We start from the raw sequence: 16,982 nt of genomic DNA on the forward strand, positions 1-16,982 counted from the left end.
TTATTTGCCTTTGACTTAAGTATTTAAGTGCGGTCAATTTTCGAGGTGAATTTCATTTTTGTGTTTCACAATCACCATGTGATGATCCGCAAATTTCTGCGCAAGTGTTTGGATTGATTGTCCATTTGGCAACACAAGATGCGGGGCGATCTCGACCAATGGAATGATCACAAACTCGCGCTGATGCATATCATAATGTGGCACAGTCAGGCGTTCCGACTGAATAATGTGATTTGCATAAAGCAAAATATCCAAATCTAATGTACGCTCTCCCCAACGGCGCAGACGAACACGCCCTTGTTCATGTTCAATACGTTGTAATTCATCCAACAATGCCAGTGGCGCAAGAGAGGTTTCCAAACAGGCAACGGCATTCACATAATCCGGCTGATCTTGTGGCCCAAGCGGCTGACTTTGATAAAAAGAACTTACCGCCGTTAATCTTGAATCAGAAAGCGCATTTAACGCCTGCAATGCGGCTGTCAGTTGCGCCTGAGGATTTGCAAGATTACTTCCTAAGGCAATATACACCTTATTCATGACTCACCTTTTTCGCAGAATGATGTCGCTTACGACGATGATATTTCCGTTTTTTAGGCTGACTCGGTAACTCTTTTACCAAATCTTGTCGTTGGCTTTCGTTGCTAAATTGGTATTCATGCCACCATGCCGCCAATTCTACCGCTTCACCACCCTCAATTTCTGCGCGCATAACCAATAAATCAAAGCCGGCACGGAATTTTGCTTGCTCAATGGCACGTTGTACGGATTTTGGCGTACGTTTTAAAAACTGTAATTGCAATAACCAAATTTCACGAATAACGGCCGTATAGCGACGCGGTACGGCTAAACTTTTACACAATTGCTCAAGTACATCATTTGAGGCTAACGCATAAGCATCGTAATTATTCAGCCCCCCTTCATTTTTTAACACCTCAACCCGTTCACGTAAGGGATACCAAAAAAAGGCGGCAAATAAAAATGCCGGATTGATAGGGAGTTTGTCCGCCACGCGTTCATCCGTTGAAGTTAGCGCACGCAAAATCATTTTTTCCGTCATGCTATCTTCATACTCGGTAAAATAGGGCGTTAATAATGGGAAAAGCGGCTCAAACAAACCATATTGACGTAATAGCCGATAAGTTTTGACGCCATGCCCACTTTGCAATAGCTTCAAGCTTTCTTCAAATAAACGTGCCGGTGGAATATTTTTAAGCAAATGGGCAAGGGATTTAATCGGCGCATCACTGGGTTTATCCAAGAACATATCCAATTTCGCCATAAAGCGAATAGAACGCAACATCCGTACCGGATCTTCCTGATAACGGGTCACCGGATCACCAATTAAACGCAACTTTCCATTTTTTAAATCTTCAATACCGTTAAAGAAATCTTTTAGCGTGTTGTCTTGTGGATTGTAATACAGCGCATTTACGCTAAAATCACGGCGTTCCGCATCTTGCTCCAAGGTGCCATACACGTTATCACGCAACAGCATGCCTTCTTCGCTTTGCTTGGCCAACTTTTCGTTATGATGCTCTGCATGACCGGCGCGAAACGTTGCCACCTCAATAATCTCACGCCCAAACATCACGTGCGCTAATCGAAAACGTCGCCCCACTAAACGGCATTGACGTTGAAAAACCGCTTGAATTTGTTCCGGGCGCGCATTGGTTGCCACATCAAAATCTTTCGGTTTTTTGCCCAGTAATAAATCACGCAAACAACCGCCGACCACATAGGCTTCATAACCTTGGCGTTGTAATTTTTCCACCACCGTTAATGCATTACGATTAAACATCCGCGGTGTAATGCCATGTGCTGAGGCTTTAATGCCATGTTTAACCGCTTTATGCGGTAGATTGCGTTTATTATGAGATCCTCCCTGTGCTTTATTCTTGACAGATTCAGCGGCAACAGAGGGTTTTTTAGATGAGGTTTTGACGTCATTTTGAGCAACAGGATGTTTTTTCGTTTTTTTGCTCAAAAGATTTTTAATATAGGTAAAAATAAGACATCTCCATTATTCGACAATAAAGTAAAAGTGCGGTCTAAAAATAAGATGATTTTTGACCGCACTTTTATTATTTAGTGGCATTAGCCGACCATTTGTTTTTCACGAATTTCCGCTAAGGTTTTACAGTCAATACAAAGATCCGCTGTCGGGCGCGCTTCCAAGCGTTTAATGCCAATTTCCACGCCACAAGATTCGCAATAACCAAAATCGTCGTTATCTAATTTTTTTAAGGTACTTTCGATTTTTTTCATTAATTTACGCTCACGATCGCGAGTACGCAATTCCAAGCTAAATTCCTCTTCTTGCGTTGCTCTATCAGAGGGATCCGGAAAATTAGACGCCTCATCTTGCATATGCGCCACAGTTCGAGACGCTTCATCTCTAATTTGATCATGCCAAGCTTGAAGGATTTTTCTGAAATGCAACACTTGCTGCTCATTCATATACTCTTCGCCTTTTTTCTCTTTATACGGCTCAACACCGGCTAACGCTAATAAGCTCAAAGACGCTTTACTCATTTGTATCTCCTAATAAAAAACGCATCCATTTAACACGTCTAAAACGCCACTTATCTGTGTTGCTTTTGCGGATTATCAAAGTAACACCAAAATTAAAACAGACCCTAGTTTTTGAAAGGCGTAATAAATAACAGAACTTCCTCAAATGATCAAATGAATTTACGTTTCATTTCATCGTTTTTACCTTAATTTTTCTAAATTTGCGATCTTGCACGCATTATTGATTCGCCGGTTTATCTCTCCCCTCGGTTTTCTTTCATATTACGCCTTGAGTTAAATAATAAAGTGCGGTTAAAAACGTGACTATTTCATTAGATAAATTCGCCGGTTGCCTGATTTTCAGCGGATTAACACTGCTCGTTTTACCGGATAATTGGCTTTTATCATGGGAAATGGGTGCCTATATCGCATTTCCGATATTGCTGATAATGTTACTGTGTTATTGCCTTAAATTAACGAGTTCATCCACCTTCCTTGCCTATTGTTTACTGTGTTTAGTGCAACTGGTTTATGTGCATTACCCTGCCCTGTCACTTCTTCAACAAGCGGATAATATCGCCCATCTGCCGAAAACCCTTCACACCGAATTCACCGTGCAAGAAATATTGCATCAACAAGATTTTCAAACGCTGGTCATTGTCGCCAAACTCGCTGAGCATTTGCCGGAACAGCGAATTTATGCGCAATGGAAAGCACCACACAAGGTAAAAATCGGTGAGCGCTATGCAGGAGATTTACGTCTGCGCCCCCTTTCTTCTCGTTTAAATATGCACGGCTTTGATCGCCAACAATGGTACTTTAGTAAACGCATTACTGCGTGGGCGGACGTGAAAAGTGCGGTCAAAATCGATCAGGTTTTTTCATGGCGGCAAAACGCACTTCATCATGCGCTCAAGCAAACAGAACCGCTCTCTCAACAAGGATTGCTATTAGCTCTAGGGTTTGGCGAACGGGCATGGCTTAAAAACGCCACCTGGCAAATTTATCAAAAAACCAATACGGCGCACTTGATCGCGATTTCAGGATTACATATCGGTCTGGCGATGATGTTAGGCTTTGCCTTGGCGCGCTTACTCCAATTTACGTTTCCAACCCATTACATCACCCCAACCTTTCCGATTTTCTGCGGCATGATGTTAGCCCTGCTTTATAGTCAACTTGCCGGACTGGCAATCCCCACGCTACGCGCCATCATTGCCCTCGCTTTACTCTACACGATTCAGTATTTAAGACTGCATTGGACAGTGTGGCAACTGTTATTGCGAGTGGTCGCCCTACTAATTTTTATCGATCCGCTCATGTTGCTTTCCACCAGTTTTTGGCTATCCGTTGGTGCGGTTACCTGTTTAATTGTTTGGTATCAATGTTTTCCGCTCTCCTTATTACACTGGCGCGGCAAACCACTCACGAGTTCCCCTTGGCGAAAAGTGCGGTACGTTTTCGGTTTATTTCATTTGCAACTTGGTTTGCTTTGGTTATTCACGCCGATTCAATTGTTCTTTTTTAACGGTATTTCCTTACACAGTTTTATTGCCAATCTTATTGCCGTGCCACTTTATAGCTTAATTTTAGTGCCGTTGGTGCTGTTTGCTGTGCTCACCCAAGGCAGCTGGAATACATGGTGGCTTGCCAATGATCTGGCAGAAAAAATCACCGCACTTTTAGCCCCGTTGCAGGATCATTGGCTGGCGATTTCTCTTCCCCACAGTTTATGGATTACGCTTGTTTTAACCTGCCTGTTTTTAGGCTTGCTGTATTACGTTTATAAACCCCAGAAACCTCTCTCTTCTACATTGGAATTAGCAAAACTCTCTCGTTTAAAGGGATTTCATCTCGCTGCTGAACGCACCTTAAGTTTTCCCTTACAAAAGACAATTTACGGATTAGGTTTCGGATTGATTGTATTTTGCGGCACAACATTAGCGCACCACTACCTTTCCCGCCCAAATTGGCAATTGGATACCTTAGATGTCGGGCAAGGGTTAGCCACCCTGATCGTGAAAGAGGGCAAAGGCGTGCTATACGACACCGGCGCAAGTTGGGACAGCGGCAGTATGGCACAGTTAGAAATTCTGCCTTATTTACAGCGACAAGGCATTCAGTTGGAATGGCTGATTTTAAGCCATGATGACAACGATCATTCAGGGGGTGCCCGTGCGATGTTATCCGCTTATCCCGACATTCAACTGACCACCGCGTCGCAAAAACGCTATGGCGAAAAAAACACGGCAGAAAACGACCGCACTTTTTGCCTTGCCGGCAAACAATGGGAATGGCAGGGCTTGCGCTTAACTGTACTCTCCCCCGATAACATCGTGCCCCGTGCGGAAAATCCCGATTCCTGTACGCTGCTCTTAACCGACGGCAAACACAATATTTTACTGACAGGCGATGCCGATCTCAGCGTGGAATACAACATTTTACCCAAGCTAGATAAAATCCACGTACTACAAGTGGGACACCACGGCAGCAAAACCTCAACAGGAGAAGCATTAGTGCGCCACATTCAACCAGATATTGCGCTAATTTCCAGTAGCCGTTGGAATCCTTGGCATTTTCCTCATCAAACGGTCATTGATCGTTTAATGCGACACCATGCCAAACTTTATAACACGGCAGAAGACGGGCAAATCCGCGTATTATTTGAAGAAAACGACATCAAAATTCAAACGGCACGGACGGAATTTTCGCCATGGTATCGCAGATTAATTGGCTTGAAGGGCAAATAAAGGTACAATGCGCCATTATTTTTGACCCAACGACAGACATTATGACGCAAGATCACGATCTTTCTACCCTGCAAACCTTCAAACGATTATGGCCGACCATTAGCCCTTATAAAACCGGTCTTATTGCCGCCGGCATCGCTTTAGTGCTCAATGCGTTAACCGATTCCGGTTTAATTTTCTTACTTAAACCCTTGTTAGATGAAGGCTTTGGCAAGGCAGATGCCTATTTCTTAAAGCAAATGTCGGTTTTTGTGGTATTACTGATCATCTTTCGTGGTATTTCCGGATTTGTTTCTAACTATTGTTTGGCGTGGGTATCCGGCAAAGTGGTGATGACCATGCGTCGCCGTTTGTTCAAACACTTAATGTTTATGCCGGTGAGTTTTTTTGATAAAAATGCGACCGGCAAACTGCTCTCCCGCATCACTTATGATTCTGAAGTAATCGCCAATGCCTCTTCAGGTTCCTTGGTGACCATTGTGCGCGAAGGTGTCTATTTGATTTCCCTGTTGGGCATCATGCTTTATACCAGCTGGCAACTGTCGGTGGTGTTGCTGATTATCGGTCCGATTATCGGCGTGTTGATCAGTTTAGTCTCAAAGAAATTCCGTAATCTTAGCCGGAATATGCAAAACTCCATGGGCGATTTAACCTCTACCACAGAGCAAATGTTAAAAGGGCATAAAGTGGTGCTGTCTTTCGGCGGGCAAGTTATCGAGGAGGAACACTTCAATCAAGTGAGCAACGATATGCGCCGTAAAGGGATGAAAATGGCGGCGGCCGATGCCATTGCCGATCCGGTGGTGCAAATCATCGCCTCGTTTGCCCTTGCCGCCGTGTTATACCTCGCGAGTTTCCCTTCCATCATGGATCAAAATTTAAGTGCGGGGACATTTACCGTTGTTTTCTCTTCCATGCTTGCCTTAATGCGTCCGTTAAAATCCTTAACGAACGTCAACGCCCAATTCCAACGCGGCATGGCAGCCTGTCAAACCTTGTTCGGCATTTTAGACATGGAAACGGAAAAAGATACCGGCACGCATAAAGCAGACCATGTGAAAGGTGACCTTGAATTTAAAAATGTCACCTTCCGCTATGAGGGCAAAGACGAACTTGCCTTGGATAACATTTCCTTCCGGATTCCTCATGGCAAAACGGTGGCATTAGTGGGGCGTTCCGGTTCCGGTAAATCGACCATCGCGAATTTAGTCACCCGCTTCTATGATGTTACTCAAGGTGAAATTCTATTAGACGGCGTGAATATTCAAGATTATCGCCTATCGGATTTACGCGAAAATTGCGCCGTTGTCTCACAACAAGTGCACTTATTCAACGACACCATTGCCAATAACATTGCTTATGCAGCTAAAGATAAATATAGCCGTGAAGAAATCATCAACGCAGCAAAAGCGGCTCACGCAATGGAGTTTATCGAACATTTAGAACATGGTTTGGATACCGTTATTGGCGAAAATGGCGCCAGCTTATCCGGCGGTCAACGCCAACGTTTAGCCATTGCCCGTGCATTATTGCGTAATTCACCGGTGTTAATTTTAGATGAAGCGACCTCCGCTTTAGATACGGAATCCGAGCACGCGATTCAAGCCGCATTGGAAGACATTCAAAAAGATCGTACCGTTTTGGTGATCGCGCATCGTTTATCCACCATTGAAAAAGCTGACGAAATTCTTGTCATTGAAAACGGACAAATTAAAGAACGCGGCAACCACCAAGCCCTATTGGCACAAGGCGGTGCGTATAAACAATTACACAGCATGCAGTTCAGTCAATAATTAACCTAAGGAGAAAGTATGCAGTTTTGGTATTCCCGTTCGTGGATCACATGGCTACTGTGCCCTTTCTCCTTGCTATTTTGGCTAATTAGCGCTTTTCGTCGAGCGCTCTTTCGCTTTCATATCTTAAAATCCTATCGCGCATCGGTTCCCGTTGTAGTCGTTGGTAATTTGTCTGTGGGCGGAAACGGAAAAACACCCGCGGTGATTTGGTTGGTCGAAGAACTCCGCAAGTGCGGTCTGAATGTTGGGGTGATTTCTCGAGGTTATGGTAGCCAAACGAAAACCTATCCTTTGTTGGTGACGCCAAGCAGTGATCCTGTGCAAGCCGGTGATGAACCGGTTTTAATTGCCACACGGACCCAAGCTCCCGTTTGCATTTCACCCAATCGCCAACAAGCCATTGAATGTTTATTACAACATACGCCTTGTGATGTCATCATTAGCGATGACGGCTTACAACATTACAAATTACAACGTGATATTGAAATCGTGATCATGGATGCACAACGTGGTTTAGGCAACGGTTTCCTATTGCCGGCAGGCCCGCTACGCGAGTTGCCAAGTCGTTTACACGCTGTTGATTTCATTATTACTAACGGTACAGTGAATCAGTACAGCGACGCGGTGATGTACTTAAAACCACAATACGCCGTCAATTTAGTGACCAATGTGCGACGTCCGTTAAATGAATTTAGCCAAGCTACCGCTATCGCCGGCATCGGCAATCCGCCTCGCTTTTTTACGATGTTAGAACAACAGGGAATCACCTTAAACAAAACCCAAGCCTTTCAAGATCACCAAGCCTTTACGGCATCGTTGTTTGATAAATTCGATAAAAATCAACCGCTCTTCATGACCGAAAAAGATGCTGTGAAGTGTCTCGCCTTTGCGCAAGAAAATTGGTGGTATGTGCCGGTAACCACGGAAATCCAAGGGGCTAAAACCCAGCAACTAATTGAAAAAATCGTGCAAAAGTGCGGTCCAAAATCCAAATAAAACACCATGAATAAGCAATTATTGGATATTCTGGCTTGCCCAACCTGTCACGGGCATTTGGAATACGATGAACAACATCAACGCTTAATTTGTCGCGTTGAAAATCTTGCCTACCCAATTAAACATGGCATTCCGGTGCTGTTAGCAGAACAGGCAGAAACATTAAACCAATCAGAGGAAAAGTAACATGACCCAATTCACTGTAATCATTCCCGCCCGTTACGCCTCCAGCCGTTTACCGGGTAAACCCTTAGCGGACATTGCCGGCAAGCCGATGATTCAACATGTTTTTGAACAAGCCAAACAATCCGGTGCGAGCCGAATTATTATTGCCACGGATAATGAACAAGTGGCTGCCGCTACCAAAAATTTTGGTGCAGAAGTGTGCATGACGGCAGAAAGCCACAACTCCGGTACAGAACGCTTGGCTGAAGTGGTGGAAAAACTGGCGATTCCCGACAACGAAATCATCGTGAACATTCAAGGCGATGAACCCCTGATTCCACCGGTGATCGTCAAACAAGTGGCAGAAAATCTCGCGAAATACCCTGTCAACATGGCAAGCCTTGCGGTTAATATCAATGAGCCTGAGGAATTATTTAATCCCAACGTGGTAAAAGTGCTAACGGATAAAGACGGCTATGTGCTTTATTTCTCCCGTGCAGTGATTCCTTGGGATCGCGATCAATTTGCGCAAATGAACGACGTAGCAAAATTGCAACTGAATACCCAATACCTGCGCCACATTGGGATTTATGCTTACCGCGCCGGTTTCATTAAACACTATGTGCAATGGCAACCGACCGCATTAGAACACATCGAAAAACTGGAACAGCTACGCGTGCTTTGGAACGGCGAAAAAATTCATGTAGAACTTGCCAAAGAAGTGCCGGCTGTGGGCGTGGATACCGCCGAAGATCTGGAAAAAGTGCGGTCGATTTTAGCGAAGAAATCGCATGAATAAAAACGCTCCCCTCTTTAGAAAAGAGGGGCTGGGGGGAGATTTGACAGACAGAATTAACGGAGAAAATAATGTATTTCTCAATGCAATGAAGCAATTTATAATTCTGCCCAATAACCGCTGGCGCGCGTTTCCTAACGCGTGCCGAAAATCGATAAACATAATGACAAGCACACGCTAGGAAGCGTGCGCTATCCAAAGAGATCTTTCCAGTGCCAGATATCACTTTCGATGCCAAAAAATTCCTCGCTAACGTACCGCACTTACCGGGCGTTTATCGTATGTATGACGATAGCAACACAGTGATTTATGTGGGCAAGGCGAAAGATCTGAAAAAACGCTTATCCAGTTATTTTCGTAAGCAGTTAAACAGCAAAAAAACCGAAGCATTGGTGGCGTCAATTCATCATATTGAAACCACAATTACCACCTCGGAAACAGAAGCACTCCTGCTTGAGCACAATTACATTAAAACCTATCAGCCGCGTTATAACGTGTTACTACGGGATGATAAATCCTATCCGTATATTTTATTAACCAAAGAAACGCATCCTCGTATTACGTCTTATCGCGGCGCGAAAAAAATCCAAGGGGAATATTTCGGCCCTTACCCAAACGCCGGCGCGGTGCGTGAAACCTTGTCTTTGTTGCAAAAGCTGTTCCCTATTCGACAATGTGAAAACTCCGTGTATAACAACCGCTCGCGCCCTTGTTTGCAATATCAAATCGGGCGTTGTCTCGCCCCTTGCGTAAAAGGTTATGTGACAGACGAAGCCTATGCGCAGCAGGTAAATTTTGCCCGCTTGTTCTTACAAGGCAAAGATCAACAAGTGTTGGATCATTTGGTCAAACAAATGGAACAGGCAAGTCAGCAACTAAATTTTGAAGAGGCGGCACGGATTCGTGATCAAATTCAGGCGGTGCGCGCGGTGATTGAAAAACAATTTGTCGCTAACGACCGCCATGATGACATTGATATTATCGCCATCGCCTACCAACTGGGTGTGGCTTGCGTGCAAGTGTTGTTTATTCGTCAGGGGAAAATTTTGGGGAATCGTAGTTACTTTCCGAAAGTACCAAGCAATACCAATCTGGCAGAACTCACGGAAACCTTTGTTGGGCAATTTTATTTACAGGCACACCAAGGCAGAACCATTCCGAACACTATTATTGTGGATCAAAAACTGGAAGAAAAAGCCGATTTGGAAACCTTGTTAAGCGACCAAGCAGGGCGAAAAGTTACCATTCAAGATCATGCCAAAGGCGATAAAAGCAAATACCTGCAACTCGCACAAATGAATGCCAAAGCCGCATTAGTGACCAAGTTAAAACAATCTACCTTGCAACATGATCGCTATGCTGCCCTGCAAGAATTACTCGGCATCGATGCCATCAAACGCATGGAATGCTTTGATATCAGCCACACCATGGGCGAACAAACCATCGCGTCCTGCGTGGTGTTCAATCAAGACGGACCGCTAAAATCCGATTACCGTCGTTTCAACATCAGCGGCATCACCAAAGGCGATGACTACGCCGCTATGGAACAGGCTCTGTTAAAACGCTACGACAAAGATTTGGAAGAAGACAAAATCCCCGACATTATTTTTATTGACGGCGGCAAGGGACAACTCAACCGTGCGTTACACGTGTTTGAAAATCTCAAAGTAAAATGGAATAAAAACCGACCGCACTTAATTGGCGTTGCCAAAGGGGTTGATCGTCGTGCCGGCTTGGAAACCCTGATTTTAAGCAAATGGGATAAAGAATTGCATTTGCCCTCAGACAGCCTCGCGCTCCATTTAATCCAACATATCCGCGATGAAAGCCACAATCACGCTATCAGCGGACACCGTAAAAAACGCCAACAACATTTCACCCAAAGCGGATTAGAAAGCATCGAAGGCGTAGGCGCTAAACGTCGCCAAGCTCTTCTCAAATACCTTGGCGGATTACAAGGCGTTAAAAATGCTACTCTCGATGAAATCGCCTCCGTCCCCGGCATTTCAAAAGCGTTGGCAGAAAAGATTTTTGAGACGTTGCAGCATTAAGACTTGCCATGCAAAATAAAGAATAATTTGCTAAAAAGACAATTTTTATGCAAAATCCGTTTATATTTATCTTGCTGGAATTCGTATGCTTAACAAACCTAACACGCTTCTACAGGCGTTTAAAGACTTATTGCGTCAAGAAAAATTCGGCTCGCAGAGCGAAATTGTGACTGAATTGCAAAAACTCGGATTTCATTCGATTAATCAATCGAAAGTCTCCCGAATGCTCACCAAAGTCGGAGCGGTACGCACGCGTAATACTCGCATGGAAATGGTGTATTGCCTTCCCACTGATCTCACCGTGCCACAAGCCGCCAGTTCACTGAAAGAGCTGGTGTTGGATATTGATCATAACAATATGCTGATTGTGATTCATACCAGTCCCGGTGCAGCGCAACTCATTGCTCGTTTACTGGATTCGATCAGCAAAGCCGAAGGCATTTTAGGCAATATTGCCGGGGACGATACCATTTTTGTCACCCCAACCCGCAATACCGATATTCAGCGATTATTTGCCAAAATACAGGCATTATTTGATCATTCCAATGAATCCATTTAGACGCTTATGAGAATTCTTATTACCGGCGCAACCGGCTTTATTGGCACAGCCCTCGTGCCACAACTTTTAGCGCGAAATCATCACCTCACCGCATTTGTGCGCGATATCTCAGCCGCGCAGGCTAAACTCCCCGATTCTCCCAATATCGAATACATTAATACGCTAGATTATTTTCAACACTTAGATCAGTTTGATGCAGTCATTAATCTTGCCGGTGAACCGATTTTTCACCGTAGTTGGACAGATGAACAAAAATGCCGTCTAAAAGACAGTCGCGTTGCTTTAACGCAACAACTGGCGGAGTTAATTAATCGCAGTACGACACCACCTTGTTTTATCTCCGGTTCCGCGACCGGTTATTATGGCGATGGTCAAGAGCAGGTTTTACATGAGGGAAGCGCACCGGCAACAAACTTTATTGGTGAATTATGCCAAGCTTGGGAAGCCGCGGCATTACAGGCTCGCACGCGCGTTTGTATTATGCGAACCGGCATGGTTCTCGGCAAACAAGGTGGGGCGTTGGCTAAAATGCGGCCACTCTATTCTTGTTGTCTCGGTGCGAAACTGGGTTCCGGGCAGCAATATTGGGCATGGATCGCCCTTGAGGATATGGTAAACGCGATGTTATTTTTACTCGAACAGGATACTTGCCAAGGCGTATTTAATCTCGTTGCGCCACACGCCATTCGTCAAAAAGACTTTCACGCTATGCTAGGACGTGCGATCAAACGTCCTCAACAGCCCTTTGCCGCACCGGCATCGATGTTGAAATGTCTTCTTGGGGAACGCGCCTCGCTATTACTGGACAGCCAGCATATTCAGCCTCAACATTTACTTGCGCAAGGCTTTCAATTCCGCTATCCGACATTGTCATCTTATTTGCCTGACCTGATTTAAGCGTTGCTTCAAACGTCATGGTGGAGGTTTATGGTCGTCCAGTGAAAATTATCCCATTTCGTCCAAAGACGCAGATCCTATTGTAGCGTGCAACTTGTGGCACGAAATCGTGAATGCCCGAAAGTGGTAAATAACGTTCCGTGTGTGGTTTGGTCGTGCATCAAGATGCACGCTACGCATGAAATCGCGAATGACGCATCGAGGTAAATCATTCGTGCAACACAAGTTGCACGCTACGCACGAAATCATGAATTACGCATCGAGGTTAAATCCTTCGTGCAACAAGTTGTACGATGAAATCATGAATGACGTATCGAGGTTAATCATTCGTGCAACAAGTTGCACCTTACGCATGAAATCGCAAATGACGCATCGAGGTTTAATCATTCGTGCAACAAGTTGCACGCTACGCATGAAATCGCGAATGACGCATTGAGGTTAATCATTCGTGCATCAAGATGCACGCTACGTATGAAATCATGAATGACGCATTGAGGTTAATCATTCGTGCAACAAGTTGCACGCTACGCATGAAATCGCGAATGACGCATTGAGGTTAATCATTCGTGCATCAAGATGCACGCTACGTATGAAATCATGAATGACGCATTGAGGTTAATCATTCGTGCAACAAGTTGCACGCTACGCACTGACCTGATTTAAGCGTTGCTTCAAACGTCATGATGGATATTTATGGTCGCACTGTGGACATTATCCTATTTTTCGTCAGAATACGTAGACTCTATCAGCAAAAGTGCGGTAAAAAATGAATGTATTTCGTACCGCACTTTATTGCTCTCCATAAAAAAACAGCCGCTTATGATTAAAGCGGCTGTTGATGTTATCTCCAAATTAAAGAACGCGACGAGATTGCGTGTATGTTTTTGCCCAGTAGCTATCATCTAGGGACTCAATAATCACACCACGGCTCGTGCTGGAATGCATAAATCGATTATTACCAATATACACCCCTACATGATTATTTTTACGGAAGAAGACCAAATCGCCTACTTTTAATTCATGCTTCTGAATTTGCTTGCCAACATGGCGTTGTTCCGCAGTGGAACGTGGTAATGCTAAACCGTAGGCTTTGAGAAAGGTTGTTTGCATAAAACCGGAACAGTCGATGCCACCTTTGGTTAGCCCGCCTAAACGATAACGAGTACCTGCCCATTCTTGGTAGATTTTCGCAAGTCGTTTATCGGTAATCTCAGAATATTGACGTGGTTTATTGGTTTTTAGCGTGGTGCTAATGAGTTGATTTAATTGAGCTTCATCTTGTGCCGAGGCTGTTGACTTTTCAGATGTCGTAGAACAAGCCGTTAATACAAATAGCGGAAGAAGAATAAAAAATTTCTTAAACATAGGTAATCGTCGTTATTTTAAAAGTTATTTATACATAAAAATTCTTGGTGATCCTAGCGTAAAATAAAGAAAAAATCCAGAAGAAGCGCAATTTAATTTCATAAAATTCATGTTTTATCGTCTATATCGCGCATAAAAAGAATTTTATGCACGATATATTGAATATTGAAGAGACTAGTTAGAAGTGTCTAATTCAGGGAAGGATTTCACCAAATCATCCACCGCTTTCATTTGTGAAACAAAGGCTTCCAATTTATCTAACGGTAACGCTGACGGGCCATCGCATTTGGCTTTTCTCGGTTCCGGATGAGCCTCTAGGAATAGGCCTGCCAAGCCAACCGCTAAACCGGCACGGGCAAGTTCGGTGACTTGCGCACGACGACCACCCGATGCTGCACCGAACGGGTCACGACATTGCAATGAATGGGTCACATCAAAAATCACCGGGCAACCTTGAGAGACATTTTTCATCACGCTGAAACCCAACATATCAACAATTAAATTGTCATAGCCGAAATTCGTGCCACGATCACACAAAATCACTTTATCGTTGCCGCATTCAGCGATTTTTTCCACGATATTGCCCATTTGTCCCGGACTTAAAAATTGCGGTTTTTTCACATTAATGATCGCACCGGTACGCGCCATCGCTTCGACTAAATCTGTTTGTCGAGCAAGAAATGCCGGTAACTGAATAATATCCGCCACCTCGGCAACCGGTTGGCATTGGTAAATTTCATGTACATCCGTAATGATTTTTACACCGAATGTTTGCTTTAACTCAGCAAAAATTTTCAATCCCTGTTCCATGCCCGGGCCGCGATAAGAATGAATGGAAGAACGGTTCGCCTTATCAAAAGAAGCTTTAAACACATAAGGCACGCCTAATTTTTGCGTTACTTCCACATATTTTTCACACACTTGCATTGCCATATCGCGGCTTTCGAGCACATTCATGCCGCCAAATAAGACAAAGGGTTTATCGTTGGCAATTTGAATATCGCCTAATTGAATGCATTTATTTTGCATATGTCTTCCTTATTTATTTTCAATTTGAGCCCAACAACCTAAGGTTACGCGCTCATTATTTCCGTAATCCCGTAAAGTTTCAATCGATGTCCAAAAATTCTCTTGGAAAATTGACCGCACTTTTTCCCCTTGTTGCCAACCGTGTTCCACCAACAAATAACCGCCTGTTCGCATAAATTTCGGCGCATTGGCGATAATATGACGTAAGTCCGCATAGCCTTCTTCTTCCGCCACTAATGCCGACAAAGGCTCAAAGCGTACATCGCCTTGGGTTAAATGTTCATCCTTTGCATCAATATAAGGCGGATTACTCACAATCAAATCAAATGTGCCTGTCACCTTGTCAAACCAATGGCTTTGTAAAAAACTGACGTCTAACTGATTTTTTTCCGCATTGGATGTCGCCAACGCCACCACATTCGGCATGATATCCACGCCGATAATTTCCGGTTGAATGTGCTGTTTTTGCGCAATGGGTTTCAGTTCAGAGGCTAACGCCAAGGCAATCGCGCCCGTGCCGGTACCCAAATCTAAAATACGAAAACGTTGGGAATATTGACCGCACTTTTGTAACGCCTCTGTGGCAATCGCCACGGCTTTTTCCACCAAAATTTCGGTATCCGGACGCGGAATCAGCGTGCCTGCCGACACATTTAACGGCAACGACCAAAATTCTTTTTCACCGAGAAGATAAGCGATGGGCTCACCTTGCAAACGGCGGGATAAAAGTGCGGTCAGTTTTTCTTGTGTTTTTTCATCCAGCTGCGTCTCGCCAAAAGCCAAAATAAATGCACGCGATTTTTGTGTTACAAATTGCAATAACACTTGTGCATCGGTTTTACCATTTTCAGCGGGATTTGCTTGATTTAACGCTTGCGCGGCGTGTTGCAGCCATTGTTGGTAGTTCATGTTTGTTCAAATAAAATGAACGAGCCGTTAAGCTCGTTCTCTCGTTAATTCTGCTCGGACAATGCCGCCAACTGATCCGCTTGATATTCGGTGATAATCGGCTGAATCAAGTCATCAATTTTACCGTTCATCACTTCATCTAAACGATAAATCGTCAGGTTAATGCGGTGATCCGTCACACGCCCTTGTGGGTAATTGTAGGTACGAATCTTGTCAGAACGGTCACCGGAACCCAAAAGGTTACGACGGGTATCCGCTTGCTCTTGCGCCAATTTTTCCTGTTCTTGTTGTACTAAACGGGAAGCCAGCACGGACAAGGCTTTGGCTTTATTTTTATGTTGTGAACGCTCATCCTGACATTCCACCACCATTCCGGTTGGAATATGGGTAATACGCACGGCGGAATCGGTTTTATTGATGTGCTGACCACCCGCACCGGAGGCACGATAGGTGTCAATACGCAAATCTGACGGGTTAATTTCCGGCATTTCCGATTCTGGCAATTCCGGCATCACCGCAACAGTACACGCCGAGGTATGAATACGCCCTTGTGACTCGGTTTTTGGTACACGTTGTACACGGTGGCCGCCTGATTCAAATTTTAATTGGCCATAGGCACCATCGCCGCTCACAAGCGCAATAATTTCTTTAAATCCGCCCTGCTCGCTTTCGTTTTCACTCAGCACTTCAATACGCCAGCGTTTGGTTTCCGCATAACGGCTATACATACGGAAAAGATCGCCGGCGAAAATCCCGGCTTCATCGCCCCCGGTACCAGCGCGGATCTCAAGGTAGCAGTTATATTCGTCGTTCGGATCTTTCGGTAATAAGAGAATGTGTAAATGCTGCTCAACTTGTTCCAATTCGGCTTTGGATTCTTCAATCTCCATTTGTGCCATTTCTTTCATTTCCGGATCGTCAAGCAGGAGCTGTGCTTCTTCTAAATTGGCATTGAGCTGATTCCAACGATTAAAACTTTTCACCACGTCTTCAAGTTGCGAATATTCTTTGGAATAGGCTCTGAATTTATCTTGATCACTAATGACAGAAGCATCACCAAGCAACGCTTCAAGCTCTTCATAACGTTCTTTTAAGCTATCTAATTTATTGATAATAGAGGGTTTCATTCTTTAACCTTCGAAGGAAAATGGACAG

Annotated in this window: 15 protein-coding genes; 8 read left to right on the top strand and 7 right to left on the bottom strand. The window is 44.4% G+C overall.

From position 1 onward, the window contains the following. Nucleotides 1-33: 33 nt before the first annotated feature. From folK to dksA, 3 genes are all read right to left on the bottom strand, one after another. Entirely contained in the window at nucleotides 34-540 is a 507-nt protein-coding gene (folK, locus tag AC30SF_RS05475) for a 2-amino-4-hydroxy-6-hydroxymethyldihydropteridine diphosphokinase (RefSeq protein WP_489607814.1), read from the bottom strand. After that, nucleotides 533-1,987 (bottom strand): polynucleotide adenylyltransferase PcnB, encoded by a 1,455-nt coding sequence (pcnB, locus tag AC30SF_RS05480; RefSeq protein ID WP_489607815.1) that lies wholly within the window; start codon nucleotides 1,985-1,987, stop codon nucleotides 533-535. The genes folK and pcnB overlap by 8 nt, the downstream gene beginning before the upstream one ends. Before the next feature lie 110 nt (nucleotides 1,988-2,097). After that, nucleotides 2,098-2,535 carry an RNA polymerase-binding protein DksA gene (dksA, locus tag AC30SF_RS05485; RefSeq protein WP_021615370.1) on the bottom strand — a complete coding sequence of 146 codons (438 nt, stop codon included), beginning with the start codon at nucleotides 2,533-2,535 and terminating at the stop codon, nucleotides 2,098-2,100. 299 nt (nucleotides 2,536-2,834) lie between these two features. On the opposite strand from dksA, the gene AC30SF_RS05490 reads away from it, so the two are divergent. The 8 genes from AC30SF_RS05490 to AC30SF_RS05525 all read left to right on the top strand — a co-directional run bounded on the left by AC30SF_RS05490 (nucleotide 2,835) and on the right by AC30SF_RS05525 (nucleotide 12,524). Beyond that, nucleotides 2,835-5,264 carry a DNA internalization-related competence protein ComEC/Rec2 gene (locus AC30SF_RS05490; RefSeq protein ID WP_489607816.1) on the top strand — a complete coding sequence of 810 codons (2,430 nt, stop codon included), beginning with the start codon at nucleotides 2,835-2,837 and terminating at the stop codon, nucleotides 5,262-5,264. A 41-nt stretch (nucleotides 5,265-5,305) separates the two neighbouring features. Beyond that, nucleotides 5,306-7,057 (top strand): lipid A ABC transporter ATP-binding protein/permease MsbA, encoded by a 1,752-nt coding sequence (msbA, locus tag AC30SF_RS05495; RefSeq protein WP_485860840.1) that lies wholly within the window; start codon nucleotides 5,306-5,308, stop codon nucleotides 7,055-7,057. Nucleotides 7,058-7,075: 18 nt separating this feature from the next. Next, on the top strand, nucleotides 7,076-8,056 hold the full coding sequence (gene lpxK, locus AC30SF_RS05500; protein ID WP_489607817.1) for a tetraacyldisaccharide 4'-kinase: 981 nt from the start codon (nucleotides 7,076-7,078) through the stop codon (nucleotides 8,054-8,056). Between the two features lie 6 nt (nucleotides 8,057-8,062). Then, on the top strand, nucleotides 8,063-8,242 hold the full coding sequence (locus tag AC30SF_RS05505; protein ID WP_314953214.1) for a Trm112 family protein: 180 nt from the start codon (nucleotides 8,063-8,065) through the stop codon (nucleotides 8,240-8,242). Nucleotide 8,243: 1 nt separating this feature from the next. Next, a complete protein-coding gene (gene kdsB / locus AC30SF_RS05510) occupies nucleotides 8,244-9,020 on the top strand; it encodes a 3-deoxy-manno-octulosonate cytidylyltransferase (RefSeq protein ID WP_489607818.1) in 777 nt (258 codons plus the stop codon). A gap of 218 nt (nucleotides 9,021-9,238) precedes the next feature. Continuing rightward, nucleotides 9,239-11,068, top strand: coding sequence for an excinuclease ABC subunit UvrC (uvrC, locus tag AC30SF_RS05515; protein ID WP_489608310.1), 1,830 nt, complete (start codon nucleotides 9,239-9,241; stop codon nucleotides 11,066-11,068). Between the two features lie 85 nt (nucleotides 11,069-11,153). Beyond that, nucleotides 11,154-11,627: a transcriptional regulator ArgR gene (gene argR / locus AC30SF_RS05520; protein WP_489607819.1), complete on the top strand. Its 474-nt coding sequence runs from the start codon at nucleotides 11,154-11,156 to the stop codon at nucleotides 11,625-11,627. A gap of 6 nt (nucleotides 11,628-11,633) precedes the next feature. Then, a complete protein-coding gene (locus tag AC30SF_RS05525) occupies nucleotides 11,634-12,524 on the top strand; it encodes a TIGR01777 family oxidoreductase (RefSeq protein ID WP_489607820.1) in 891 nt (296 codons plus the stop codon). Between the two features lie 852 nt (nucleotides 12,525-13,376). Here the strand turns inward: AC30SF_RS05525 and AC30SF_RS05530 are convergent. The 4 genes from AC30SF_RS05530 to prfA form a co-directional block, all read right to left on the bottom strand. After that, complete coding sequence (locus AC30SF_RS05530) at nucleotides 13,377-13,889, bottom strand: NlpC/P60 family protein (protein ID WP_314116907.1); 513 nt, start codon at nucleotides 13,887-13,889, stop codon at nucleotides 13,377-13,379. 174 nt (nucleotides 13,890-14,063) lie between these two features. Beyond that, entirely contained in the window at nucleotides 14,064-14,918 is an 855-nt protein-coding gene (gene kdsA / locus AC30SF_RS05535) for a 3-deoxy-8-phosphooctulonate synthase (protein WP_489607821.1), read from the bottom strand. A 9-nt stretch (nucleotides 14,919-14,927) separates the two neighbouring features. Further along, nucleotides 14,928-15,827 carry a peptide chain release factor N(5)-glutamine methyltransferase gene (prmC, locus tag AC30SF_RS05540; protein WP_489607822.1) on the bottom strand — a complete coding sequence of 300 codons (900 nt, stop codon included), beginning with the start codon at nucleotides 15,825-15,827 and terminating at the stop codon, nucleotides 14,928-14,930. A gap of 44 nt (nucleotides 15,828-15,871) precedes the next feature. After that, nucleotides 15,872-16,954, bottom strand: a complete 1,083-nt coding sequence (gene prfA / locus AC30SF_RS05545) for a peptide chain release factor 1 (RefSeq protein ID WP_489607823.1) — start codon at nucleotides 16,952-16,954, stop codon at nucleotides 15,872-15,874. Nucleotides 16,955-16,982: the final 28 nt, after the last annotated feature.

The sequence above is a fragment of the Aggregatibacter valvarum genome (assembly GCF_980468985.1).